At 73.0% G+C, this 24,462-nt stretch carries 19 protein-coding genes and 1 pseudogene; 13 read left to right on the forward strand and 7 right to left on the reverse strand.

The features are described 5' to 3' along the window. Position 1 precedes the first annotated feature (1 nt). Entirely contained in the window at positions 2-748 is a 747-nt protein-coding gene (locus tag ACGFI8_RS09105; RefSeq protein ID WP_392802096.1) for a hypothetical protein, read from the forward strand. On the opposite strand, the gene ACGFI8_RS09110 is transcribed toward ACGFI8_RS09105, so the two are convergent. Continuing rightward, the gene (locus ACGFI8_RS09110) at positions 708-1,913 is read right to left on the reverse strand and encodes a methyltransferase domain-containing protein (protein ID WP_392802099.1); all 1,206 of its coding nucleotides are present in this window, start codon (positions 1,911-1,913) and stop codon (positions 708-710) included. The two genes, ACGFI8_RS09105 and ACGFI8_RS09110, sit on opposite strands and share 41 nt — an antisense overlap. A 184-nt stretch (positions 1,914-2,097) precedes the next feature. On the opposite strand from ACGFI8_RS09110, the gene groES reads away from it, so the two are divergent. The 3 genes from groES (at position 2,098) to ACGFI8_RS09125 (ending at position 5,798) form a co-directional block, all read left to right on the forward strand. Next, entirely contained in the window at positions 2,098-2,412 is a 315-nt protein-coding gene (gene groES / locus ACGFI8_RS09115) for a co-chaperone GroES (RefSeq protein WP_344616035.1), read from the forward strand. 105 nt (positions 2,413-2,517) lie between these two features. Then, a complete protein-coding gene (groL, locus tag ACGFI8_RS09120) occupies positions 2,518-4,155 on the forward strand; it encodes a chaperonin GroEL (protein ID WP_392802102.1) in 1,638 nt (545 codons plus the stop codon). 134 nt (positions 4,156-4,289) lie between these two features. Then, positions 4,290-5,798 (forward strand): molybdopterin-dependent oxidoreductase, encoded by a 1,509-nt coding sequence (locus ACGFI8_RS09125; protein ID WP_392802104.1) that lies wholly within the window; start codon positions 4,290-4,292, stop codon positions 5,796-5,798. 148 nt (positions 5,799-5,946) lie between these two features. On the opposite strand, the pseudogene ACGFI8_RS09130 reads toward ACGFI8_RS09125, so the two are convergent. Beyond that, a pseudogene (locus tag ACGFI8_RS09130) lies at positions 5,947-6,312 on the reverse strand (WhiB family transcriptional regulator); the annotation flags it as partial. A gap of 180 nt (positions 6,313-6,492) precedes the next feature. Here ACGFI8_RS09130 and ACGFI8_RS09135 point away from each other — a divergent pair. Further along, positions 6,493-7,251: a LuxR C-terminal-related transcriptional regulator gene (locus tag ACGFI8_RS09135; protein ID WP_392802106.1), complete on the forward strand. Its 759-nt coding sequence runs from the start codon at positions 6,493-6,495 to the stop codon at positions 7,249-7,251. A 70-nt stretch (positions 7,252-7,321) separates the two neighbouring features. On the opposite strand, the gene ACGFI8_RS09140 is transcribed toward ACGFI8_RS09135, so the two are convergent. Beyond that, positions 7,322-7,714, reverse strand: a complete 393-nt coding sequence (locus ACGFI8_RS09140; protein ID WP_350543513.1) for a DUF5319 domain-containing protein — start codon at positions 7,712-7,714, stop codon at positions 7,322-7,324. 130 nt (positions 7,715-7,844) lie between these two features. On the opposite strand from ACGFI8_RS09140, the gene guaB reads away from it, so the two are divergent. Both guaB and ACGFI8_RS09150 read left to right on the forward strand, forming a co-directional pair. Then, complete coding sequence (gene guaB, locus ACGFI8_RS09145) at positions 7,845-9,335, forward strand: IMP dehydrogenase (RefSeq protein WP_392802878.1); 1,491 nt, start codon at positions 7,845-7,847, stop codon at positions 9,333-9,335. A gap of 37 nt (positions 9,336-9,372) precedes the next feature. Further along, positions 9,373-10,491, forward strand: coding sequence for a GuaB3 family IMP dehydrogenase-related protein (locus ACGFI8_RS09150; protein ID WP_392802109.1), 1,119 nt, complete (start codon positions 9,373-9,375; stop codon positions 10,489-10,491). A 66-nt stretch (positions 10,492-10,557) separates the two neighbouring features. Here ACGFI8_RS09150 and ACGFI8_RS09155 read toward each other — a convergent pair whose 3' ends face one another. Further along, the gene (locus tag ACGFI8_RS09155) at positions 10,558-10,971 is read right to left on the reverse strand and encodes a roadblock/LC7 domain-containing protein (protein ID WP_344616054.1); all 414 of its coding nucleotides are present in this window, start codon (positions 10,969-10,971) and stop codon (positions 10,558-10,560) included. Between the two features lie 2 nt (positions 10,972-10,973). Further along, entirely contained in the window at positions 10,974-13,943 is a 2,970-nt protein-coding gene (locus ACGFI8_RS09160; RefSeq protein WP_392802111.1) for a nitrate- and nitrite sensing domain-containing protein, read from the reverse strand. 319 nt (positions 13,944-14,262) lie between these two features. Here ACGFI8_RS09160 and ACGFI8_RS09165 point away from each other — a divergent pair, with 319 nt between their 5' ends. Further along, positions 14,263-15,519, forward strand: a complete 1,257-nt coding sequence (locus tag ACGFI8_RS09165; protein ID WP_392802114.1) for an ABC transporter substrate-binding protein — start codon at positions 14,263-14,265, stop codon at positions 15,517-15,519. Between the two features lie 9 nt (positions 15,520-15,528). Here ACGFI8_RS09165 and ACGFI8_RS09170 read toward each other — a convergent pair whose 3' ends face one another. After that, the gene (locus ACGFI8_RS09170) at positions 15,529-16,773 is read right to left on the reverse strand and encodes a hypothetical protein (protein ID WP_392802117.1); all 1,245 of its coding nucleotides are present in this window, start codon (positions 16,771-16,773) and stop codon (positions 15,529-15,531) included. A gap of 77 nt (positions 16,774-16,850) precedes the next feature. Here ACGFI8_RS09170 and ACGFI8_RS09175 point away from each other — a divergent pair, with 77 nt between their 5' ends. The 5 genes from ACGFI8_RS09175 to ACGFI8_RS09195 all read left to right on the forward strand — a co-directional run bounded on the left by ACGFI8_RS09175 (position 16,851) and on the right by ACGFI8_RS09195 (position 23,078). Then, positions 16,851-18,518: an FAD-dependent oxidoreductase gene (locus tag ACGFI8_RS09175; protein ID WP_392802120.1), complete on the forward strand. Its 1,668-nt coding sequence runs from the start codon at positions 16,851-16,853 to the stop codon at positions 18,516-18,518. Continuing rightward, positions 18,515-20,065 (forward strand): glutamine-hydrolyzing GMP synthase, encoded by a 1,551-nt coding sequence (gene guaA / locus ACGFI8_RS09180; protein WP_392802122.1) that lies wholly within the window; start codon positions 18,515-18,517, stop codon positions 20,063-20,065. The genes ACGFI8_RS09175 and guaA overlap by 4 nt, the downstream gene beginning before the upstream one ends. Before the next feature lie 61 nt (positions 20,066-20,126). After that, positions 20,127-21,062 carry an NUDIX domain-containing protein gene (locus ACGFI8_RS09185; protein ID WP_392802125.1) on the forward strand — a complete coding sequence of 312 codons (936 nt, stop codon included), beginning with the start codon at positions 20,127-20,129 and terminating at the stop codon, positions 21,060-21,062. Between the two features lie 5 nt (positions 21,063-21,067). After that, the gene (locus ACGFI8_RS09190; protein ID WP_392802128.1) at positions 21,068-21,802 is read left to right on the forward strand and encodes an NUDIX hydrolase; all 735 of its coding nucleotides are present in this window, start codon (positions 21,068-21,070) and stop codon (positions 21,800-21,802) included. Between the two features lie 277 nt (positions 21,803-22,079). Then, positions 22,080-23,078, forward strand: a complete 999-nt coding sequence (locus ACGFI8_RS09195) for a CDP-alcohol phosphatidyltransferase family protein (protein ID WP_392802880.1) — start codon at positions 22,080-22,082, stop codon at positions 23,076-23,078. 84 nt (positions 23,079-23,162) lie between these two features. On the opposite strand, the gene ACGFI8_RS09200 is transcribed toward ACGFI8_RS09195, so the two are convergent. Then, the gene (locus tag ACGFI8_RS09200) at positions 23,163-24,416 is read right to left on the reverse strand and encodes a phosphatidylserine decarboxylase (protein WP_392802130.1); all 1,254 of its coding nucleotides are present in this window, start codon (positions 24,414-24,416) and stop codon (positions 23,163-23,165) included. Positions 24,417-24,462: the final 46 nt, after the last annotated feature.

Raw genomic sequence — 24,462 nt, forward strand, 5'->3', positions numbered from 1 at the left:
CATGCAGATCGGCGCGGTCCAGCTGTACCTCGGCCACGGCCACCTGTTCCTCGGCGCGACGAACGGCGTGGACCTGTCGGTGTTCGACGGTGAGGGGGCGGTCACCGCGACCGAGCACCACGTGCGCATCGCCGCCCGGCCGCAGGTCGGGCTGGTGCGGGTGCGGCTGTGGCAGGGCGCCGGGCCGCGGGTCGGCCGGCTGGTCTTCGACGGGCTGCTGAAGCTGCCGGACGCGAAGTTCTGCGTCGAGGAGGGCACCGGGCTGTCGCGGTACGTCACCAAGGTGAACAGCCACAGCCCGCGCGTGCTGGTCGCGGTCGACGACCCCGGGCACGCCTCCCGCGTCGACGTCGTGCTCGAGCCCGAGTTCGTGCCCCGCAGCGCGCAGGTCTGGACCGCCGGCGAGCCGCCGTTTCCGAAGCTGACGGTGTCGCCGACCGCGCCGCGGCATCGGGCCGACGCGTTCGCAGACGCCCTCGCCGGGCACGACTTCCCGCGCAAGCGCCTGGCGGCGGCGCTGCTGGTCGTCGCCGAGGAGCGCCGGCAGCGCAACTCCGAGCAGAGCGTCGCCTTCTACGTCAACGACATCGTCGAGTGGCTGCGCTGGCTCAACGACCGCCTGACGTACGAGATGTGCCGCGACACCGGCCGCCAGCTGCTCGGCCAGCTCGGCCTGCGCCCGCCCGACCTGCTCGCCGACGACGCGCTCAACGACCTGCAGCGGCGCCTGGGCTATCCGCTGGTGTGAGCAGCAGCGCGGCGGGCTCCCCGGCGATCCTGGTCAGCGCGAGCGTCGCGGCGCGGGAGCCCTCGAGCCGCAGCTGCCGGCGCAGGTCGTCGACGTCGTGGGCGGACCCGCGCTTGAGGATCTGCACGGATCCGACGTCGAGCGAGCGCAGCGCGGCCCGCAGCTTCTTCAGGGCGATCGGCAGCCGGTCGAGGATCTCGTAGCGGCGGCCGAACGGGGTGGGCGTCGCCGCGTCCGCGGTGATGTAGGCGATCGTCGGGTCCAGCAGCACGCCGTCGAGCTCCGCCGCGAGCTCGGCCACGAGGTGGGCGCGGACCACGGCGCCGTCGGGGTCGTAGAGGTGGGCGCCGACCGGGCCCGCCGGGGCGCGCTCGTCGCCGGTGCCGGTGAGCTCGAACGCGTCCGCGCCGCGCAGCACGGTGGCCCGGCGCGGGGCCGCGGCCAGCGGCCCGCACCACGCGGCCGCCTCGACCACGTCGCCGTCCACCGAGACCCACTCGCCCTCGGCGCCGGCCGGCAGCAGGGCGTGGTCGATGCCGGGGGCGAGCTTGAGCACCGTGTGCGGCACCCGGCCGGGCAGGCCGGTGACGAAGTCCCAGGGCGGGGAGTACGCGCGCGGGTCGAACACCCGCCGGCCGCCCGACGTGCGGCGCGCCGGGTCGCAGAACACGGCGTCGACGGCGTCGAGGGGGACCTCGGTGGCGTCGCGGGTCTCCACGAGTACCGAATCCGCCAGCTCCAGGGCGCGGACGTTGGCCTCCGCGACGGCGGCCGTGGCGGCGGATGCGTCCACGGCCAGCACCCGCAGCCCCGCCCGGGCGAACGCGATGGTGTCGGCGCCCACACCGCAGCCCAGGTCCGCGACGCGGCGCACGCCCGCGGCGGCCAGCCGGGCGGCCCGGCGGCGCGCGACCGCGGCCCGGGTCGCCTGCTCGAGCCCGGCGCGGGTGAAGAGCATCACGGCGGCGTCCGCGCCGAACTTCGCGGCCGCGCGGCGGCGCAGCGCGACCTGGGTCAGCGCGGCGGCGGCCAGGGACGGCGCGAACCCGCGGGCGCGCAGCGCGGAGGCCGCGGCGAGCGGGTCGCCGTCGGGCAGCGCGGCCGCCGCGTCGAGCGCGGCCCGCCCGGCCTCGGTTTCGAGGGTCTGCACGTCGTTGAGCTCCACCCGGCGATTATCCCGGGGTGATTTCGCGGCGTGTCTGGCACTCTAGTTGACGGAGTGCTAGCCGCCGACATAACCTCCGATTAGCACTCTCCGGTGGAGGGTGCCAGTAAACCCGGCCGGAGCCGGCACCCGCGACGACGGCTTCACCGGGCACTCGATAGCAAGCTCGATACCCCAGGAGGGTATGCCCGTGACTACCGCGACGCAGGTTGCGATCAAGCCGCTCGAGGACCGCATCCTGGTCCAGGCCAACGAGGCTGAGACGACCACCGCCTCGGGCATCGTCATTCCGGACACCGCGAAGGAGAAGCCCCAGGAGGGCACCGTCATCGCGGTCGGCCCGGGTCGCATCGACGACAAGGGCAACCGGGTGCCGATCGACGTCAAGGTCGGCGACACCGTCATCTACTCGAAGTACGGCGGCACCGAGGTCAAGTACGCCGGCGCGGAGTACCTGGTGCTCTCCGCCCGCGACGTGCTCGCCGTCATCGAGAAGTGACCGCGTTTCAACAAGCAACTCACTAGAAGCAGTGGCCACCGCCCCGGACCCGTGCGCAGGCGCGAGGCAGCCGGGGCGGTGTCGCTTTGAAGGGAATCCACAAGCATGGCGAAGATCCTGAGCTTCTCCGACGAGGCGCGCCACCTGCTGGAGCACGGCGTCAACCGCCTGGCCGACACGGTCAAGGTCACGCTCGGCCCCCGGGGGCGCAACGTCGTCCTGGACAAGAAGTTCGGTGCCCCCACCATCACCAACGACGGCGTGACGATCGCCAAGGAGATCGAGCTCGCCAACCCGTACGAGAACCTCGGCGCCCAGCTGGTCAAAGAGGTCGCCACCAAGACCAACGACGTGGCGGGCGACGGCACCACCACCGCCACGGTCCTGGCCCAGGCGCTCGTCCGCGAGGGCCTGCGCAACGTGACAGCCGGCACCAACCCGGCCGGCATCAAGCGCGGCATCGACGCGGCCGCGGCCGCGGTCGTGAACGCGCTCAAGGAGAAGGCCACGCCGGTCGCGAGCCACACCGAGATCGCGCAGGTCGCGACCATCTCCGCGCAGGACGCCGCCATCGGCGACCTGATCGCCTCGGCGATGGAGCGGGTCGGCCGCGACGGCGTCATCACGGTCGAGGAGGGCTCGACCCTCACGACCGAGCTCGAGGTCACCGAGGGTATGCAGTTCGACAAGGGCTTCATCTCCCCGCACTTCGTGACCGACACGGAGGCGCAGGAGGCGGTGATCGAGGACGCGTACGTCCTCGTCACCACCCAGAAGATCTCCGCCATCGAGGAGCTGCTGCCCCTCCTGGAGAAGATCGTCCAGAACAACAAGCCGCTGCTGATCATCGCCGAGGACGTCGAGGGCCAGGCGCTGTCGACCCTCGTCGTGAACGCGATCCGCAAGACGTTCAAGATCGTCGCGGTCAAGGCCCCCGGCTTCGGCGACCGTCGCAAGGCGATGCTGCAGGACATCTCGATCCTGACCGGCGCCGAGCTGGTCGCCCCCGAGCTCGGCTACAAGCTCGAGGGCGTCGGCCTGGAGCAGCTCGGCACCGCCCGCCGCGTGGTGGTCACCAAGGACCTGACCACGATCGTGGACGGCGGCGGCGAGCAGTCCGAGGTCGCCGGGCGCGTCGAGCAGCTGCGCAAGGAGATCGAGGCCTCCGACTCCGACTGGGACAAGGAGAAGCTCAACGAGCGGGTCGCCAAGCTCGCCGGCGGCGTCGCGGTCATCAAGGCCGGCGCGGCGACCGAGGTCGAGATGAAGGAGCGCAAGCACCGCATCGAGGACGCGATCTCCGCGACCAAGGCCGCGGTGCAGGAGGGCATCGTCCCGGGCGGCGGCGCCGCCCTGGCGCAGGTCGTCCCGGTCCTCGACGGCGACCTCGGCCTCACCGGCGACGAGAAGGTCGGCGTCTCCATCGTGCGCAAGGCCCTGGTCGAGCCGCTGCGGTGGATCGCCCAGAACGCCGGCTTCGACGGGTACGTCGTGGTCGGCAAGGTCACGGCGCTCGACTTCGGCCACGGCCTGGACGCCGCCACGGGCGAGTACGTCGACCTGGTGAAGTCGGGCATCGTCGACCCGGTGAAGGTGACGCACAGCGCGGTCGCCAACGCCTCGTCGATCGCCGGCCTGCTGCTGACGACGGAGAGCCTGATCGTCGACAAGCCGACCGCCCCGGAGCCCGCCGCCGGCGGTCACGGCCACGGGCACGGCCACTCGCACGGCCCGGGCTTCTGACCCGGCCGAGTGCCACACCGGACGGCCCCGGGCGCTTGCGCCCGGGGCCGTTCGCCGATCGGGCGGCGGCGGAAAAGATTAGGGACTCATTACCGGTCTTGGAGCCGCCGGGACGATCGCCGCATGCTTGGGGCGTGCAGACTCGTAGGTTCGGGGCGCTCGCCGGGCTGGCCGCCGCGGCCGTCGCGCTCGGCGTCGCCGAAGCCGTCGCGATCCTCACCGGGGCCACCACGTCGCCCCTGGTCAGCGTCGGCGGCGTGGTCATCGACAGCGTGCCGGCCGGGGTCAAGGACTTCGCCGTCTCGGTCTTTTACACCTACGACAAGCTCGCCCTCACGATCGGCACGATCGTCGTGCTGGCCGTCTTCGCCGCGGTGATCGGGATACTGGCGACCCGGCGCCGGATCATCGGGTACCTCGGGATCGCCGTCTTCGGGGTCGTCGGCATCGCCGCGGCGCTCAGCCGGCACAACGCCCCGTGGTACGCGTTCGTCCCCACCCTGGCCGGCGTGCTCGCCGGCGCCGCCGTCCTGCGCTGGCTGCTCAGCCACGAGGCGGGGTACAACGCGACCCCCGAGGAGCGCCGGTGGTTCCTGCGCGCCGCCGGCTACACGCTCGCCGCGGCCGCCGTCGCGGGCTTCGCGAGCCGCTGGTGGTCGACGCGCCGCGGCGTGGAGGCGGACCGGGCCGCGATCGACCTGCCCAGCCTCCCGCCGGACACGGTGGCGCCCCTGCCGCCGTCGGCCGACGCGGGCCTGCCCGATCTCGCCCCGTTCGTCACCCCGAACAAGGACTTCTACCTGATCGACACCGCGCTGGTGGTACCCCAGCTGGCCAGCGAGGACTGGACGCTGCGCATTCACGGCCGGGTCGAGAAGGAGATCACCATCAGCTACCGGGAGCTGCTCAAGCGGCCCATGATCGAGCGGTACATCACGCTCGCGTGCGTGTCCAACGAGGTCGGCGGCGGGCTCATCGGCAACGCCAAGTGGCAGGGTGTGCGCGTCGCCGACCTGCTCGACGAGGCGCGCCCCAAGCAGGGCGCCGACCAGGTCGTGAGCCGCTCGATCGACGGGTTCACCGCGGGCACCCCCACGGCGGTCCTGCGCGACGGACGCGACGCCATGCTCGCCATCGCCATGAACGGCGAGCCGCTGCCGATCGCGCACGGTTTTCCGGTCCGCATGGTGGTGCCGGGATTGTATGGATACGTCTCGGCGACGAAATGGCTCGTGGAACTCGAGCTGACGTCGTTCGCCGATTTCGACGCTTATTGGATCAAACGCGGCTGGTCGGCGCAGGGGCCGATCAAGACGGAATCGAGAATCGACACCCCACGCGACGGCGCCAATCTCCACGCCGGCGAGGTCATGATTGCCGGCGTGGCCTGGGCGCAGCACCGCGGCATTTCCAAGGTCGAGGTCCGGGTCGACGACGGGCCGTGGCAGGCGGCGACGCTGCTGCCCGTACCGTCGATCGACACGTGGCGGCAGTGGACCCTCAAGTGGCGGGCCACGCCGGGCAGGCACCGGCTGACGGTGCGCGCGACCGACAACGGCGGCCAGACACAGACGGACGCCGTGGCGCCGCCGGATCCCGACGGCGCCACGGGTTGGCACTCGATCGACGTCGCAGTGAGCTAGCAGAGAGCTAGCGGGCCACGGTCCGTGACCGGGGGGTGCCGGCCGTGGTCTGCGGGCGGCGCTGCGACGGCACGCCGGGCGCGGGGTGCGTGGGGCCCGGGCGCCCGCCTGGCGCGGTGCGCAGCGGCTGCTGCGCGCCCGCGTTGGTCGCCGGCATCGGCGGCGTCGGGCGCAGGCCAAGCTTCGCCTCCAGCCGCGACACGTCCACCCGGGTGCGCCGGCGGTCGGCGGCGTCCTCCCAGCCGAGGGCCAGCAGCCGCAGGCGCTCGCCCTCGGTGAAGCCGCCCCACACGCCGTACGGCTCGCGGGTGCTCAGCGCCTGCGCGGCGCACTCCGCGCGCACCGGGCACGCCCGGCACACGTTCTTGGCGGCGGTCTCCCGGCGGCCGCGCGATGCCCCGCGCTCGCCGTCGGGGTGGAAGAACTGTGCGCTGTCCCGTCCGCGGCACAGGCCGAGCCGCTGCCAGTCCCACACGTCCGCGATCGGACCGGGCAGGCGAGTCACATTGGTCATTCGCTCCTCCTTCCAGGCGTGCGGCCTGGAATTCGCGCGGCGCACAGTCCCTGTACAACGCGCGAGACCGCCGCGGGTGACGGCACGTCGTCGGTCAATTTCTCGTAGGCCAATCGCCGCGAAACCACGTCTAGATCTCGCCATTTCGTGTTTCTCTCTTTGAGAGAGAGGAGCACGACGGTGCGTACGATTTTGGTGTGTGTGCGAACACAGGTCGCGGCACAGACGGTTGCCGCAGCCGCGGCCAGGCTGGGAGTGGCACACGCGGTGCGGACCGCCGTCACGATGGTCGAGGCGCTGGCGCGACTCAGTGAGCAGCCGGCCGACCTGGTGCTGGCGGACCCGACGCTCTCCCGGCCCGACAGCGCGGAGTTCTCCCGCCGCGTGCTGGCCGTGGCGCCGGGCGCGACGGTGGTCTTCTTCGGCACGGAGGAGCCCCGAGCCGCCGCCGCCGCGATCGCCGCCGGCGCGCGGGCGGTCATCCGGGTCGACACGGCCGACCCGGTGACGACGCTGGCCAAGGCGGTCCTGCTGGTGCTGAGCCAGGTCGGTCGCGGCAACGGCGAGCCGGTGCTCCAGGCGCGCGTCGGCGTGCCGAGCCAGGCCGCGGGCGGCATGCTGCAGGCCGGCCGGGGGCTGCCCAGCACCGCGCGCACCGCCGTCGGCGTGCCGAACGGCCGGGTCGCCGGGGCCGGGGTGCCCCAGCAGCGCGGCGACGTGCCCGGCGAGCCGCCGCGGCGCCGCGTCGAGCTGACCGAGCGCGAGCTGCAGGTGCTGCGGGGGATGGCGGACGGGAAGAGCAACGCCGAGATCGGACGCGAGCTGTTCGTCTCGGAGGACACCGTCAAGACGCACGCTCGCCGGCTGTTCCGGAAGCTGGGAGCACGTGACCGGGCACACGCCGTAGCGGCGGCGTTTCGGGCCGGGCTCGTGAGCTAGCGGCGTTGCGGGCGATCCAGCGCATGCCGCAGCGGTACCCGTCGCGTGTGAAACCTAAACGAGAGCCTGTTCAGCCGTCGTTGTCATCGGTCGCGCTCGCCAGCGCATCGTGGACACCGTCAGCGTAACCCCGCGCGTATTCCCACGTGACGTAATGGTCCGGGTCCGGGTCGAAGGCGGGCTCGTGCACGCGCGGGCGCCCGGAGGTCAGCAGGTGTTTGAGGTTGCCCCGCAGCAGGTCCCAGTCGAAATAGTGCGGCTCGTGGCAGTCCTCGCACTCGATGACGAGCCCACGGACGCCGATCGCCGTGAGCAGCGCCTGGTAGATCTCGAGGTCGGCAAGGTCCTCGAGAACGTCCTGGCGCTCGGCGGCGGTCAACGGGTCGTCGGTCGCGCTGTCGTCGAGCTCGGCCGACGGATCGGCCGGGTCGCCGGCAAACGGGTCGATGGGCTCTTCGTGCACGACTCAACGGTAGCCCCATTCGGCCTCGGTGTGGGCCCGGGCACGGCTCTGCCATGGCGGACGGGTGCGCCGCCGGAGCGGAAGTACGATGAGACGCACCCGCCGGACGACCGAGAGCTGGGATGCGTTCATGGACTTCTCGCGACCTGACGTGCTGCCTTTGGGCCTGACCTTCGACGACGTGCTGCTGCTTCCGGGCGAATCGGACGTCGTGCCCAGTGGTGTCGACACCTCGAGCCGGGTCACCCGGAACATCACCCTCCGGATACCGCTGGTCTCCAGCGCCATGGACACCGTGACCGAGGCGCGGATGGCGATCGCCATGGCCCGGCAGGGCGGCATCGGCACCCTGCACCGCAACCTGTCGATCGAGGAGCAGGCGCAGCAGGTCGACCTGGTCAAGCGGTCCGAGGCCGGCATGGTCACCAACCCGGTGACCTGCTCGCCCGACGACACCCTCGGCGAGGTCGACGCGCTGTGCGGTCGCTACCGCATCTCCGGCGTCCCGGTCACCGACGCCGAGGGCCAGCTCGTGGGCATCGTCACCAACCGCGACATGCGCTTCGTGTCCGACCCGCACACCCGGGTGCGCGACATCATGACGGTCGCCCCGCTGATCACCGCGCGCGTCGGGGTGAGCAAGGAGGAGGCGCTCGCGCTGCTGCGCAAGCACAAGGTCGAGAAGCTGCCGATCGTCGACGACTCGGGCAAGCTGCGCGGCCTCATCACCGTGAAGGACTTCTCCAAGAGCGAGAAGTTCCCGCACGCGACCAAGGACGAGGCCGGCCGCCTGCGGGTCGCCGCCGCGGTGGGTGTCGGCGAGGACTCCTACAAGCGGGCCCGCACGCTCATCGACGCCGGCCTGGACATCGTGATGGTCGACACCGCGCACGGGCACAACCGGCAGGTTCTCGAGATGGTCGCCCGCCTGAAGAAGGAGACGCCGGTCGACGTCGTCGGCGGCAACGTGGCCACCTACGAGGGCGCCAAGGCGCTCGCCGAGGCCGGCGCCGACGCGGTCAAGGTGGGCGTGGGGCCCGGCTCGATCTGCACCACCCGAGTGGTCGCCGGCGTCGGCGTGCCGCAGATCACCGCGATCATGGAGGCCGCCCGCGCCTGCCGCCCGCTCGGCGTGCCGGTCATCGCCGACGGCGGCATGCAGTATTCCGGCGACATCGCCAAGGGCATCGTGGCCGGCGCCGACACCGTGATGCTGGGCAGCCTGCTCGCCGGCTGCGAGGAGAGCCCGGGCGACCTGATCTTCATCAACGGCAAGCAGTACAAGGCGTACCGCGGCATGGGTTCCCACGGCGCCATGCAGTCCCGCGGCCAGGCGCGCTCCTACTCCAAGGACCGGTACTTCCAGGACGACGTGCTCTCCGACGACAAGCTGGTCCCCGAGGGCATCGAGGGCCAGGTGCCCTACCGCGGCCCCCTCGCCGCGGTCGCCCACCAGCTGATCGGCGGCCTGCGCTCGGGCATGGGCTACGTCGGCGCGCCGACCGTCGCCGAGATGCACGAGCGCGGCCGGCTCATCCGGATCACCGCGGCCGGGCTCAAGGAGAGCCACCCGCACGACATCCAGATGACCGTCGAGGCGCCGAACTATCACTCCCGGTAGTGGTGGACTTACACCCCGAATTCAACAGGAGCTGACAATGCGTGACGTGGTCGAGATCGGGCTGAGCAAGAGCGCCCGGCGTGGCTACCACCTGGACGACATCGCGATCGTCCCGACGCGCCGCACCCGCGACGTCGACGACGTTTCCACGAACTGGCAGCTCGACGCGTACCCGTTCAAGATTCCCTGCGTGGCGCACCCCTCCGACGCCACGATGAGCCCGGCCACCGCCGTCGCCCTTGGCAAGCTCGGCGGCCTCGGCGTGCTCAACGTCGAGGGGCTCTGGACGCGATACGCCGACCCGACCAAGATCCTCGAGGAGCTGGCCGGGCTGGACGACGAGGCCCCCGCCACCGCCCGCCTCCAGGAGGTCTACGCCGAGCCGATCAAGCCCGAGCTGATCGGCGAGCGCGTCAAGGAGATCCGCGACGGCGGCGTCACGGTCGCCGTGCGGGTGTCGCCGCAGCACACGCTCGCGCTGGCCCCGGTGATCCTCGACGCCGGCGTCGACCTCCTGGTCATCCAGGGCACGCTCGTCTCCGCCGAGCACGTCTCGACGACCGACGAGCCGCTCAACCTCAAGGAGTTCATCGCCGACCTCGACCTGCCGGTCATCGTCGGCGGCTGCACCAACTACCAGACCGCGCTGCACCTCATGCGCACCGGCGCCGCGGGCGTCATCGTGGGCATCGGCGCCGACGAGTGGTCGACCACCGACCGGGTGCTCGGCATCCGCGTCCCGATGGCGACGGCGATCGCCGACGCCGCCGACGCGCGCCGCGACTACCTGGACGAGACCGGCGGGCGATACGTGCACATCATCGCCGACGGCAACATCCAGACCTCCGGCGACATCGCCAAGGCGCTGGGCTGCGGCGCCGACGCCGTCATGGTCGGCGAGCCGCTGTCGCGCAGCGAGACGGCCCCGGCCGGCGGCGCGTGGTGGCACTCGGCGGCGAGCCACCCGAAGCTGCCGCGCGGCTCGTTCGGCTCGGCCGAGTCCTCGCTGGGCAGCCTGGAGCGGGTGCTCTACGGCCCGTCCGAGGACCCCGACGGCGTGCTCAACCTCTTCGGCGGCCTGCGCCGGGCGATGGCCAAGTGCGGATACCGCGACCTGAAGGAGTTCCAGAAGGTCGGCCTGATCCTGGACAAGTAAGAGCGACCGCCCCGCGTGTAGTGAGGTCGGCGGGAGGACCGGGGACCCGGCCCTCCCGCCGTCGGCTCAGCGGGGGAGCGCCTGCTGCAACTCGGCGCGCAGCGCGGGGGTCAGCATCTCGCCGGCCTGCTTGGCCAGGCGGGCCATCTCGTAGCCGACCACGCCGATGTCGGCCTCGCGGCCGGCCAGCGTGGCCAGGATCGACCCGTCGCGGATCGACATGACCAGGAAGAAGCCTTGGCCCATCTCGACCACGGTCTGCTTGACCTCGTCGCCGTCGAAGATCCGCGCGGCGCCGCTGGTGACGCTCACCAGGCCGGACGTGACCGCGGCCAGCTGATCGGCGCTGTCGCGGGGCAGGTGGTCGGAGACGGCCACCAGCAGGCCGTCGGAGGAGACCACCACAGCATGTGCGATGCCGGGCACCCGCTCGGTGAACGCGTTGATCAGCCAGCTCAGGTCTCGTGCTTGTTGGCTCAGGGTCACGCCGTGCTCCCTCGATGTTCGTTGATCGGCACCGTGGGCACCTCATCCTCGTTCGCGGCCCGGTGCACACCACTGTAGAACCGGGTGAGCATGCTCCCAACGCTAGCCGGATCCGGTTCCGTTTGGGGGGTCACGATCGGCTGCACCGGCTCGGTCGGCGGCACCTGGCCGGTGGGGTCCCCCGGCAGCTGGGCGAGCGGGACGCGGATGGGCAGCCCGGCGCTGCTGGTGCCGGCCGTGACCGGCTGGCGCTGCACCGGGATCGCCGGCGCCGCGGCGGGTGCGTCGCCGCCCCCGCCGCGGGACCACCAGCGGGTGCTCTTCGCCGCGGGCGCGACGTTGCCGCGCGCCGCGGCGCCCAGGATGTCCTCGGCGCGGGTCGGGCCGCGCCGGATGTTGGCCGGGCCGCCGTTCGCCGCCCGGTTCGCCGGCGGCGTCGACGCGGGCGCCCCCGGCACCGGCGCGCCGGGCGCGGCCGGCGCCTCGGACGACGGCGCCGCCGACAGCGGCGCGGACGACACCGGCGCCGCCGAGACAGGGGTCGCCGACACGGGGGCCGAGGAGACCGGAGCTGCCGACACGGGAGCCGCCGACACCGGTGTGGCTGACACGGGGGCCGAGGAGACCGGCGCCGCAGAAACCGGGGCTGAGGAGACCGGTGCGGTCCGGCCCGCCGTCGCCGGCACCTGCGGCTCGGTGGCCCCGTCGGCCCGGTTCGCGGCTTGGTCCGTGTCCTGGTCAGTGTCCTGGTCCGCCTCCGCCGCCTCGCGGGCCGCGGCCGCCGCGGCCGAGGAGGCCACGGGCCAGGTCGTGTCCGCCGCCGGGACGCCCGGCACCGGCAGCGCCGCGACCGCGGGCACCCCGGAGACCGGCCGCGCCCCCTCGGCGCCCTCCTGACCGTCAGCGGGCGCCGGCCGGCCGGGCAGGGCCGGCAGCACGGCGGTCGGCGAGTCGCCGGGCTCGGGCCCGGCCGGCGCCTGCGACGCGCCGCCGTCGACCGGGATCGGCAGGCGGGCCGCGCCGGCGAGCGGGTTGGAGGTGTGGCCGTAGAGCCCCATGCCCTCGGGCGGCGAGGCCAGCAGGCGGGCCGGCATTGTCACGTACGCCGTCACGCCGCCGTCGGTGGCGGTGAGCCGGACCGAGACCCCGTAACGATCGGCGAGGTGACCGACCACGACGAGGCCCATCCGCTCGGAGGCGGCGACGTCGATCGCGATCGGGCTGGAGACGCGCTCGTTGGCCTCGATGAGGCCGGACTCGGTCATGCCGATGCCCTTGTCCTCGATGACGATCGTCGCCTCGCGGGCCTGCTGGGCCGGCCAGCCCGTCACCGTCACGACCGTGTCCGGCGGGGAGAACGTCGTCGCGTTCTCCAGCAGCTCGGCGAAGAGGTGGACGATGTCGGAGACGGCGTGGCCGACGACGTAGATGTCGTTGGACACGTCGTGGCGGATCCGGGCGTACTGCTCGATCTCGGCCATCGCCGCGAGCATCACGGCGGAGAGGGAGACCGGCTGCGCCCACCGGCGGGTCGCCTCGCTGCCGGCGAGGACCAGCAGGTTTTCGTCGTTGCGGCGCATGCGCGTGGCCAGGTGGTCCAGCCGGAACAGGTTGGCCAGCTGGTCGGGGTCGGTCTCCGCCGACTCCAGCTGGTCCAGGAGCTGGAGCTGGCGCTCGACCAGCGTCTGCGACCGGCGGGCCAGGTTGACGAACATCGAGTTGACGTTGCGCCGCATGACCGCCTGCTCGACGGCCAGGCTGACCGCGCTGCGGTGCACGGCGGTGAACGCGTCCGCGACCTCGCCGATCTCGTCGGAGGAGCGGACCCGGGTCGTCGTGTCGACCGTGACCGTCTCGCCGCGCGGCAGCGTCCGCAGCCGCTGGATCGCCTCGGGCAGGCGGTGCTGGGCCACGTCGAGGGCCTGCGCCCGCAGCTGGCGCAGCGAGCGGGCCATCGACCGGCCGATGAGCCAGGACAGCAGCAGCGCCAGCAGCATGACCAGCACGATCGCCGAGGTGGCGGCGATGGCGTTGTTGCGCTGGGTGGAGCTACGGCCACCGGCGCCCTTGATGGCGTCCTCCAGCATCTCCTTCTCGATGCTGCGGAGGTAGTCCAGCTCCTGGGTGCTGGCCCGCCACCAGTCCTCGGCGGAGAGGCCGACCGCGGCGCCCCGGGCGCGGGAGATGATCTCCTGCTGCATCCGGGCGACGGTGGAGACCGCGGGCTGGCGCAGGTTGCGGTCGTAGAGGGCGAGGTGGCGGGGGCTCGCCGAGGCGCGGAACCGCTCGACGGCGGCGACCTGCCGGGCCTGGATCTGCGAGAACGTCTCGAAGTCGTCCGGCGCGAACTTGCCCGCGCTGGCCGCGGCGAAAATCCGCCCGCGCAGCTGGTCCTTGAGCTCCTTGGCCTGCCCGAGGTCCATCAGCGAGGAGACCTCGGAGACGGACTCGGAGTCGCCGCCGATGTCCGGGCGGTCCGGCACGAGGTCGAACAGGTGCTGGATCGTCACGGAGTACTGGTCGAAGACCGCCTCCTCGCGCAGCCAGCGCGCCTTCACGCCGGCGCGCACGAGCGCGAGGTCCTGGAAGTCGGCCCTGACCCGGTTCTGCGTCTGGTTGAAGAGCGGGTTCTGCAGCAGCGGGCGGGCCTGCGCGGAGAAGGCCTGCAGGGCCGCGTCGGTCGCGGCGTAGCTCGCCGCGAGCTCGTCGGCGGCCTGGTTCGGGCCGGCCGGGGCGGCGGGGGTGTTCGACTTGGCGAGAACTCCGGCCGTTCGGTCCCTTTCGAGCTGCAACTGGTGGATGAGGTCGGTGAGTTGGCGGCCGACCTTGACCCCTTGGGCGAACTGATCCAGCCTTGTCGCGTCCTGCACCGAGAGGTTGATCTGCACGCCGGCGATGACGAGGAAGGCGACGGCGGGCAGGACGAGGACGGCGGCGAGCTTGGTCGGCACGCGCCAGTCGCGCACCCGGAACAGCGACGCGCTGCGCCGTTGCGGTTCCCCCGGCCGTCTCCGGCGATGGCTGTTCACCTTCATCACGACGGCCGGAGCCCTCGTCGAAGGCGGCGAAGCGAAGGTCTGCACCCCTTCACACCTTTCGCATGCGTCATCGCGCTGCCTGAGCAACGTGCGGCCCTTATCAAACCAGGGTTGCGACTCGTGTCCAACCACGTCATAGTGGCGCAGGTCACAATACTTGAAGCCGGACAGCGGGCTTGCTCCGTATTGGCCGGAGGGGAAGGATACGGCCGTCCGACCTGCCGCACGCCGCAAGGAGTCTTTCGCCGTGCTCACCCGGGGCCTCCGGCCCGCAGTGACCGCCCTGGTGCTCGCGTCGGCGTTCCTCATGTCGGCCTGCACGAGCGGGGACACGCCGCGATCGAGCGTGCCGGCCACCATCGCGATCGGGCTGCTGGTGCCGACCAGCGGCGCCAACGCCGCCCTCGGCCAGCAGGCCACGCTGGGCGCGAAGCTCGCCGTCGAACTGGTCAACCGGGACATTCCGGCCCAGCCGCTGCCCCTGCCGCTCGGCCCGGGCGCCGGCCTGCGCAGCGGCGCCAAGCTGACGCTGATCACCGGCAACACCGACAGCGCGCCGGAGAAGGTCGAGAAGGAGGCCACCCGCCTGGTCGACGAAGGCGCCGTCGCGCTGGTGGTGGCCGACACGATCGACGTGGCACTGCCCGCCGGCCGGGTCACCGACCTGCTCGGCGTCTCGCTGGTCGACGCGCTGAGCACGTCGGACACCTTCGGCGAACTCAACCGCATCGGGCACTTCCGAATCCAGCCGAGCGACCGGCGGATGGTCTCCACGGCGCTCGACCTGCTCTACCGCCAGCGCGGCGGCGGGCAGTACAAGCGGATCGTCACCGCGGCCGGCTCGCCCGCGGGCCCGCTCGCCGACGAGGCGGCCGCCCTCAAGAACTCGATCGAGGACCTGAGCCTGGCCGCGGGCTACGAGGTGGCCGGCAAGGACCACGTCGTGCCGCTGGCGGGCAGCGAGGCCGGGCAGCCCGGCGGTCTGGTGACCAAGGGTGACGCGGTGCTCGCGATCGTGACCAGTGCGGCCGAGGCGTCCGCGGCGAACGAGCTCGCGATCAAGCTCAAGGGCGCCGCCCCGGTGATCGCGATCGGGCCGGCCGTGGCCGCGCTCGACCTGGTGAAGAACCCGGCCGTGCTGCGGGCCTCCGGCTGGTCGAACGAGTTCGCCGCGCGCAACCCGATCGCGCAGGTCGTCGGCGCGATGTACGAGCAGGCGTTCCACACCAAGCTGACCGAGGTCGCCGCGGACGCCTTCATGGCGACGCTGGTGCTCGCGATGGCGATGGACCAGTCGGTCGACTACTCGAAGCAGGCGGTCCGCAACGCCGTGCAGCAGGTGAAGCTCCCGGCCACGCAGACGATCATGCCGTGGAACGGGGTGCGCTTCGACGGCAACGGCGCCAACCAGCTCGCGGCCGGCGTCGTCGAGCAGCGCTGGCCGAACGGCTACCTGGTCATCCACCCGGCCGAGCTGGCGGCCACGCCGACGCTGAACCTGTGACCGGCCGGCTCACCCCAGGTGGGCGCGCAGCCCGGCGGGGTCGCTGCGGACCAGCTCGTTGAGGTCGAGCACGCCCGAGCCGTCCGGGCCGGCGAGCCGGCGGGGCAGCAGCGGGTGCTCGCGCCGCCAGCCCTGGCGTAGCAGCGCATACTCCACCACGACCGCGAGGAGCGCCGCCCCCATCCACGGCGGCGCGGCGGCGTCGTCCCCGCCTCCGGGCGGCAGGCCGCGGCGGGCCCGCTCCACGTCGACCGGGCGGCGCAGCAGCGTGCCCGCGAGCTCGTCGCGCCCCTCCGGTGCGCGGCCCAACACCTCGTGCACGGCCTCGACGTATTGCCGCGCCCGCCGCTCGACGTCGGGCAGGTAGGCCTCGACGGGCAGGTCGGCAAGGCGCACCCAGGGGCCCTCGGCGGCGCTCAGCGCCTCGGCGGCGAGGGCGCGCCCGGCGGCGGGCCCCAGCTCGTCCAGGACGACCGAGCCCGGGTCGAGCGCCACGAGCGGCCCGGCGGCCGGCGCGCGCAGCTCCTCGGCGAGCCCGAGGTGCCGGGCCGCCAGCTCGCCGTGCAGCGCCGAGACGTCCCGGGCAGGCGCGCCCCAGCGCTCCAGCCGCAGCCGCCAGCCGGCGTGCAGGTCCTCCGCCCGGATCGGGCCGGCCGTGGGCAGCGACCCGGTCGCGAACGCCGAGATCGTGCCCGACGCCAGCGGGGCGGCGGCGAAGGCCGCGAAGGCCCCGTCGATCGCGGCGGCCTTGAGCAGCGCGAGGGCCGCGTCCTCGACCGCGGAGAGCCCCCCGCCGGCCGCGGTCACCGCCGCCGCGTCGCGGACCTGCTCGGCCTCGGCCAGCAGCGTCTCGGTCGCGGCCAGCAGCCGTGCGTGCCGGGCGGCCGCTTTCTCCGAGCCCGGCGAACGCAGCCGCTCGTTGAGCAGCCCGCGGACCAGATCGGGGTGGCGGGAGGCGGGCAGCGCGAGCTCGTGGGTCAGCAGGACCCGCAGCTGATCGGCGGAGAGGCCCCACACCAGCGGCAGCCCGACGACGAGCACACCGCCGGTCGTCCGCACGCTCGCGGTGCCGCCGAGATGCACCGACTGCGGCGGCGGGACGTCGGCGTATTTCAGCGCGTCGAGCACGATCGAGTGCAGGGCCGCGTGGTTGCCCGCGTCGACCGCCGGCAGCGCGGGTGGCGACGCCGCGGCCGGGCTGCCCAGCAGCCGGCGACCACGCCAGACGGCCAGCCCGCCGGGAAGTCTCGCCATAGTTGACCAGTCTGCCGCAGAACGGCACCGAAACCGAAGGGTCTTCCCCGTAAGTTACTCATGAGTCACTATGGGGCATGCGCTACGACGTCGTCGTGATCGGCTCCGGCTTCGGTGGCAGCGTGACCGCGTTGCGCCTGGCCGAGAAGGGGTACTCCGTCGCGGTCCTGGAGGCCGGCCGGCGCTTCGCCGACGACGATTTCCCGAAGACGTCGTGGAACGCCCGGCGCTTCCTGTGGGCCCCCGCCCTCGGCTGCTACGGGATCCAGCGCATCACGATGCTGCGCAACGTGCTCGTGCTGGCCGGCGCCGGCGTCGGGGGCGGCTCGCTGGTGTACGCCAACACGCTGTACCGCCCGCCGCAGCCCTTCTACGACGACCCGCAGTGGAAGGACATCGCCGACTGGCGCGCCGAGCTCGAGCCGTTCTACGACCAGGCCGAGCGGATGCTCGGGGTCACCACCTACGCCCGCACGACCAGCGCCGACCGCGCGTTGCGGTCGGTCGCCGAGCGCATGGGCGCCGGCGGCTCCTTCCACGCCACGCCGGTCGGGGTGTACTTCGGCCGGTCGGGCGCCGACCCGTACTTCGGCGGCGCCGGCCCCGAGCGCCAGACCTGCACGCACTGCGGCGCCTGCATGACCGGTTGCCGCGTCGGGGCCAAGAACACCCTGGTGAAGAACTATCTGTACCTCGCCGAGCGGCTCGGCGCCGAGGTCTTCCCGCTGACCACGGTCGACGCCGTCCGCCCCGCCTCGAACGGCACCGACGGCGGCTACCTGGTGCGCACGCGCGGCACGGACCGCCGCCGTCGCCGCCGGACCTTCGAGGCCGGCCAGGTCGTCTTCGCCGCCGGCGCCCTGGGCACCCAGCGCCTGCTGCATCGGATGCGGGCCGAGGGCGCCCTGCCGGGGCTGTCCCCGCGGCTGGGCACGCTCACCCGGACCAACTCCGAGTCCATCGTCGGGGCGAGGTCGCTGCGCAAGGGCGTGGACTTCACCGACGGGATCGCGATCACCAGCTCGTTCCACCCCGACGCGAACACCCACATCGAGCCGGTCCGCTACGGGCCGGGCTCCAACGCGATGGGCCTGCTGCAGACGGTGCTGACCGACGGCGGGTCGTGGCGCCCGCTGCGCTGGTTCGGCGTGTTCTTCCGCCACCCGGTCAAGCACCTGCGCGTGCTCTCGGTGCGCCGGTGGTCGCACCAGACCGTGATCGCGCTGGTCATGCAGTCGCTGGACAACTCCCTCGACGTGCACTACCGCCGCTCGTGGACCGGCCGCCGGCGGCTGACCTCCAGCCAGGGCCACGGCGAGCCCAACCCGACCTGGATCCCGGCGGGCAACGAGGCGGTCCGCCTGCTGGCCGAGGAGATCGGCGGCGTGCCGGGTGGCGGCTGGTCGGAGGTCTTCAACATCCCGCTGACCGCACACATCCTGGGCGGCGCGGCGATCGGGGACTCGCCGGCGACCGGGGTCGTCGACGCGTACCACCGCGTCTTCGGCCACCCGGGGCTGCACGTGGTCGACGGCGCCGCGGTCTCGGCCAACCTGGGGGTGAACCCCTCGCTGACGATCACCGCGCAGGCCGAGCGGGCGATGTCGATGTGGCCCAACAAGGGCGACGCCGACCCGCGCCCCGAACTCGGCGCGCCCTACGCCCCGGTGGCGGCGATAGCTCCGTCACGTCCGGCGGTCCCGGCGGAGGCTCCGGCCGCTCTCCGACTAGGCTTTTCGGCATGACCACGCCGCCGGTTCTCGTCGTCGACTTCGGCGCCCAATACGCACAGCTGATCGCGCGCCGCGTGCGCGAGGCCCACGTCTACTCGGAGATCGTGCCGAGCTCGATGCCGGTTGCCGAGATGCTGGCCAAGCGGCCCGCCGCGATCGTGCTGTCCGGCGGCCCGTCGTCGGTCTACGAGGACGGCGCGCCGCAGGTCGACCCGGCCCTGTTCGAGGCCGGCGTGCCCGTGTTCGGCATCTGCTACGGCTTCCAGGCGATGGCCGTCGCGCTGCGCGGCGAGGCCCGCCACACCGGGCAGCGCGAGTTCGGCGGCACCGCGCTGAAGATCGCCGGCGGGGGCGGCGTGCTGCTGCGCGACCTGCCGGCCGAGCAGTCGGTCTGGATGAGCCACGGCGACTGCGTCACCGCGGCGCCCGAGGGCTTCACGGTCACCGCCGGGTCGGCGGGCGCGCCGGTCGCCGCGTTCGAGGACACCGCGCGCCGGCTGGCCGGCGTGCAGTTCCACCCCGAGGTCGCGCACACCCCGCACGGGCAGGAGGTGCTGCGCCGCTTCCTCTACGACATCGCCGGCATCGAGCCCACCTGGACCTCGAACAACATCATCGAGGACCAGGTCGAGGCGGTCCGCGCGCGCGTCGGCAGCAAGCGGGTGCTCTGCGCGCTGTCCGGCGGCGTCGACTCCGCGGTGGCCGCGGCGCTCGTCCACCGGGCCGTCGGCGACCAGCTGACCTGCGTGTTCGTCGACCACGGGCTGCTGCGCGCGGGCGAGGCGGAGCAGGTCGAGAAGGACTACGTCGCCGCGACCGGCATCAACCTCAAGGTCGTGGACGCCTCCGCGCAGTTCCTCGGCGCGCTGGCCGGCGTCACCGACCCGGAGCAGAAGCGCAAGATCGTCGGCCGGGAGTTCATCCGGGTCTTCGAGGCGGCCGCCCGCGAGCTCGACGCCGAGGAGCACATCGAGTTTCTGGTGCAGGGCACGCTCTACCCCGACGTGGTGGAGTCCGGCGGCGGCACCGGCACCGCCAACATCAAGTCGCACCACAACGTCGGCGGGCTCCCCGAGGACCTGAAGTTCGCGCTGGTCGAGCCGCTGCGGACGCTGTTCAAGGATGAGGTACGCCAGATCGGCGCCGCCCTCGGCCTGCCCGAGGAGATCGTCATGCGCCACCCGTTCCCGGGCCCGGGGCTGTCGATCCGGATCATCGGCGCGGTCGACGAGGAGCGGCTGGCCATCCTGCGCGCCGCCGACCTCATCGCGCGCGAGGAGCTCACCGCGGCCGGGCTGGACCGCAGCGTCTGGCAGTTCCCCGTGGTGCTGCTCGCCGACGTGCGCAGCGTCGGTGTGCAGGGCGACGGGCGGACCTACGGCCACCCGATCGTGCTGCGCCCGGTCTCCAGCGACGACGCGATGACCGCCGACTGGTCGCGGCTGCCGCACGAGCTGATCGCGAAGATTTCGACCCGGATAACGAACGAGGTCCGGGAGGTCAATCGCGTGGTCGTGGATGTCACGTCCAAGCCGCCGGGCACCATTGAATGGGAGTGAATCCCCCTTCAGGTGGTTTTCGCTCTTGCGACCGGTGGTAAAAGCCGGACAATTTATCGACGTGACTCCTGCCTTACAGCCGCTGCGGCGCATTGCGGCTTACTGTGTCTGCGCCGACGGCGACGGATTCCTGCTGGTCCGCGCGTCGACCAAGTCCGGCACGCCGGGCGTGTGGTCGCTGCCCGGCGGCGCGGTCGACCACGGTGAAAACCCGGTCGACACCGTCGTGCGCGAGACCGCGGCCGAGACCGGCCTCTCCGTCGCCGTGGTGCGGCTGCGCGATGTGCTCGCCGACATGCGGGCGCTGCCGCCGCGGGGGCTGACCATCCACACCGACCGGCTGATCTACGAGGTCTCCGTGCGCGGCGGCGCGCTGCGCGACCGGGTCGGCCAGCCCACCGACCTCGCCCGCTGGGTGACGCTCGAGGAGGCGCAGTCGCTGCCGCTGCGCCGGTTCACCGCCGACGCGCTCGGCCTGCCCGACGCCGCGGCCGACATCCGGCCCGACGGGGTGCCCGAGGTGCCTTCCTTCTATGCGGTACCGGGCCCCGACGGCCTGCACCGGGCGCAGCGCTTTGCCGCCTACGCCGTCTGCACCGACCGGCGCAGCCGCGTCCTGCTCACCCGCATCGCCGACGGCTACCCGGGCGGCGGCTGCTGGCACCTGCCCGGCGGCGGCACCGACTTCGGCGAACAGCCCGGCGTCGCGCTCATCCGCGAGCTGGTCGAGGAGACCGGGCAGGAGGGCCGGATCGTCGAGCTGCTCGGCGTTGCCAGTCACCGCGACGCGGCGCAGCTGGGCCCCGAGGGCTACCCGATCGACTGGCACGGCGTGCGCGCCTTTTACCGAGTGCACGTGGCCCGCTCCAGCCGCCCGGTCATCCACGACGTCGGCGGCTCGACCGCCGAGGCGCGCTGGTTCGACCCCGAGGATCTGGACGAGCTGCCTTTGACCGAGGTGACCGAGGAGGCGCTGCGCGGCGCCGGCCTACGCTGACCACCATGACGCAGACTCGGGTGATCACGGTCTACGGGCGGCTGCCGGGCGCAAACGGCGAGGTGGGTGGTCCGATCCGGCACGGGGAGAATCCCGCGTCCGCGGTGGTCCGCCTGTTCCGCGACGAGGCCGGGCTGCCGGTGGTGGTTTCGGCGGTACGCGAGGTTCGCGCCCTGGTCACGCCCGATGTTCATGAGGACCGGGTGACCTTCGACGTGGTGCCCGCCGCCTCGGCGGGCTCGGCACCCGCCAACACCGCCGCGGCGGCCGCGGAGTCGGAGCTGCCGAAGGGCCAGCGGTTCGCCGCGTACGGGTTTGTCACCGATCCCGCCGGGCGCGTGCTGCTGACCGAGATCGCCCAAGGCTTTCCGGGGGCCGGCCGCTGGCACCTGCCGGGCGGCGGCACCGACGTCGGCGAGCAGCCGGCCGAGGCACTGCTGCGCGAGCTGTACGAGGAGACCGGCCAGCGGGGCGAGATCGTCGAGCTGCTGGGGGTCACGCACCGGCGCAGCCTCGGGCTCGTCGGCCCGGAGGGGTACCCGATGAACTGGCACGCGGTCCGGGCGCTCTATCGGGTGCTGGTGCCCGAACCGTCGACACCCAGCGTGACGGAGGCGGCCGGCGGGTCGACCGCGGCGGCGGCCTGGTTCGAGCCCGGGGAGCTGGCGGGCCTGCCCGTGACCGAGGTGGTTCAGTGGGCCGCCTCACTGCCTGCGACGGGGAGTGACCGTTTTCGTTAACATGGACTAGAGGTTAACGAGACACTACACCCTGTAGTTCCGCGGCTCGCCTCTCATGGCGGTTTCCTTCCCGAGGCATCGCCAACCGCGATCTGATATGGGATCGTGTAGATCGCGAGATGGGCTCGCGAAACGGACACCAGGGGTCAATCGACCCCGAAATGCGACCGTGGGAACCTCGTTCCTACATGGAGGATCAGTGCCGAGAGCACCTTGGCAGCGACGACGCACCACGGACAGCCCGCGGCCCGGTGGGGGGCGGCAATGGGCCGGGCGGCTGCGACGCAGCGGCTCCCTCGCCCGTCAGGTGCTCTTCGCCGGACGCGTCGGCCGCCGCAGTGACGGCAATGTCGCCGGCGCTACCTCGCTGCTCGTGCCCCCCGCGGAGACCGACACCCGCACCGGCCGGGTCCGGCTGCCGCGCCTTCGGATGCGCCGCCGTGACGGATTGTCACGGGACCTGGCCGCCGAGGCGATCTCGGTCGCGCCGGTCAGTCCGGCCGGCGCCGGCTCCGAGGCGGGCCACCCGGAGGCCGGCCCGACGGCCGGCACGGTGCGCGACGAGCCGGCCGCGCTGGCCATCCCGCTGCTGCCCGGCGAGCGCACGATCGCCCGTCGCATCCGGTTCGCGCTGGTCAACGCCTGCACCCTGAGCAGCCTGATGCTCGGCCTGTCGGCGATCTTCATCGCGGTCAACCGGGGCGACGTCCGGGTCGCGGCCGCGCTGCTTATCGCGTGCGTCGTCTTCGACGGCCTCGACGGCTTCCTGGCCCGCCGGCTCGGCGTCGCGAGCCCGTTCGGCGCCCAGATGGACTCCCTCGCCGACATGTGCTCGTTCGGCCTGGCCGCCCCGGTCGTGGTGTACGCCTGGCTCAACGGCTCGGCCCCGATCGGCCTGCTCGTGCCGGCCTGCGCGCTGGTCGCGTGCGCCGCGGCGATCCGCCTGGCCCGCTTCAACGTGTCGCCCAAGGACGGCCGCTTCTTCTGCGGCGTGCCGACCACGATGTGTGCCGCGGTGCTGGCCTTGAGCACGCTGATCGCCCCGCAGATGCCGCCCGTGCTGCGGGTGGCCGGGGTGGTGCTGCTGGGCCTGGCGATGGTCTCCAGCTTCCCCTACGCGAAGCTGGCCCGGCTGCTCAAGCTGCCGCCGTGGCTGCTGGTGCTGCCGGTCGTCGGCGCCCTGGTCGACTTCCGGATGACGTTCGTCGTGGTCGTGCTGGCCTACCTGGTCAGCGGCCCGCTGATCTGGCTGCGCCAGCGCAACCACGCCGCCTGAGCGGCCCCGCTTCGCGACGACGGCCCCCACCTGCGGGTGGGGGCCGTCTCGTCTGCGCCTTGGTGCCCTCGGTGTTCGCCGCGCCTAGCGCCAGGTGGCGATGACCGTCTGGCCGCCGACGACCCGGTCGCCCGGCGCCACGGCCGGCGTCGCCCGGTCGGAGGGCAGGTAGACGTCGGTGCGCGAGCCGAACCGGATCAGACCGAACCGCTCGCCCTTGGCCAGCAGCGAGCCGATCGGCGCCCGCTGCACGATCCGCCGCGCGATCAGCCCGGTGCGCTGGACGACCGCGACCGGCCCGTGCGCGGTCTCCAGCAGCGTGTACGCCGCCACGTTGTGCTCGGCCTCCGGCTTCATCGCCGCCGCGTATCCGCCGTCCTCGACGAAGTAGTCGATCACCTTGCCGGCCACCGGCGCCCGGTTGACGTGCACGTCGAGGACCGACAGGAACACCGCGATCCGCAGGAACTCCATGTCGCCGAAGCGCTTGTCCTGCATCCGCTCCACGCCGAGCACCTTGCCGTCGCTCGCGGCCACCACGGCCTTCGGGTCCTCCGGCACGTCGCGCTGCGGGTCGCGGAAGAACGCCGCCACCGGGGCCGCGGCCAGCGCCGGGACCAGCCACAGCTTCGACTTCGGCCGGGCCGCCTTGGCCAGCGCGGCCAGGCCGAGCGCGATGCCGGCGGCGGCCACGCCGTTGGAGTCGATGTTCATGCCCCGGGTCAGCGGGACGCTGGAGGGGCGCAGCGCGGGCAGCAGGTTCTCCGCCGTGGCGTGGTCGGCCGGGGTGTGCCGCAGCCGGTGGATCCGCACCGGCGGCACGTTGCGCAGCACCAGGTCGCTGCCGACGCCGTAGAGGGCGGCCTGCCGCTCGACCTCGTCGGCGGCGCCGCTGGGCAGCCGGGTGGCGGGCACCACCACGGCCAGCACGCCGCCGGTGGTGACCAGCTTGGCCAGGCCGGCGAGCACCTCTCGGGCGTCCTCGGCGGTCCCGGTGAGCGCCTCGGCGTGGATCACCACGTCGGCGGGCTCGGCGGCGTCGACCGAGTCGATCACGCGGGTGCGCTCGGCGACCCAGCGGCCCTGGCGCTCCACGTGCTCGCGCAGGGCGGCCGCCGCGCCGGGGCTGGACCCGACCACCGTCAGCCGGTCGTCCGGCAGCAGCGCGTCGATCGCCGCGGCGAGGGCGGCGGAGCCGGCGGCCGCGCCGATCACCAGGCCGGTCTTGGGGCCGCCGTGGCGGGCGAGCTCGGAGGCGAGGACCCGGGCGGCTCGGTCACCGATCTGGATCGGGCGGCGGGATGCGCCGGAAGTGCCGCCAACGGGAAATTGGGTCATCTCGGAAGGGCTCCTCAGGCAGAAGACGGAAATAGGCAGAAGACGA

The sequence above is a fragment of the Dactylosporangium sp. NPDC048998 genome, from assembly GCF_043197855.1.
Taxonomy (GTDB): Bacteria; Actinomycetota; Actinomycetes; order Mycobacteriales; family Micromonosporaceae; genus Dactylosporangium.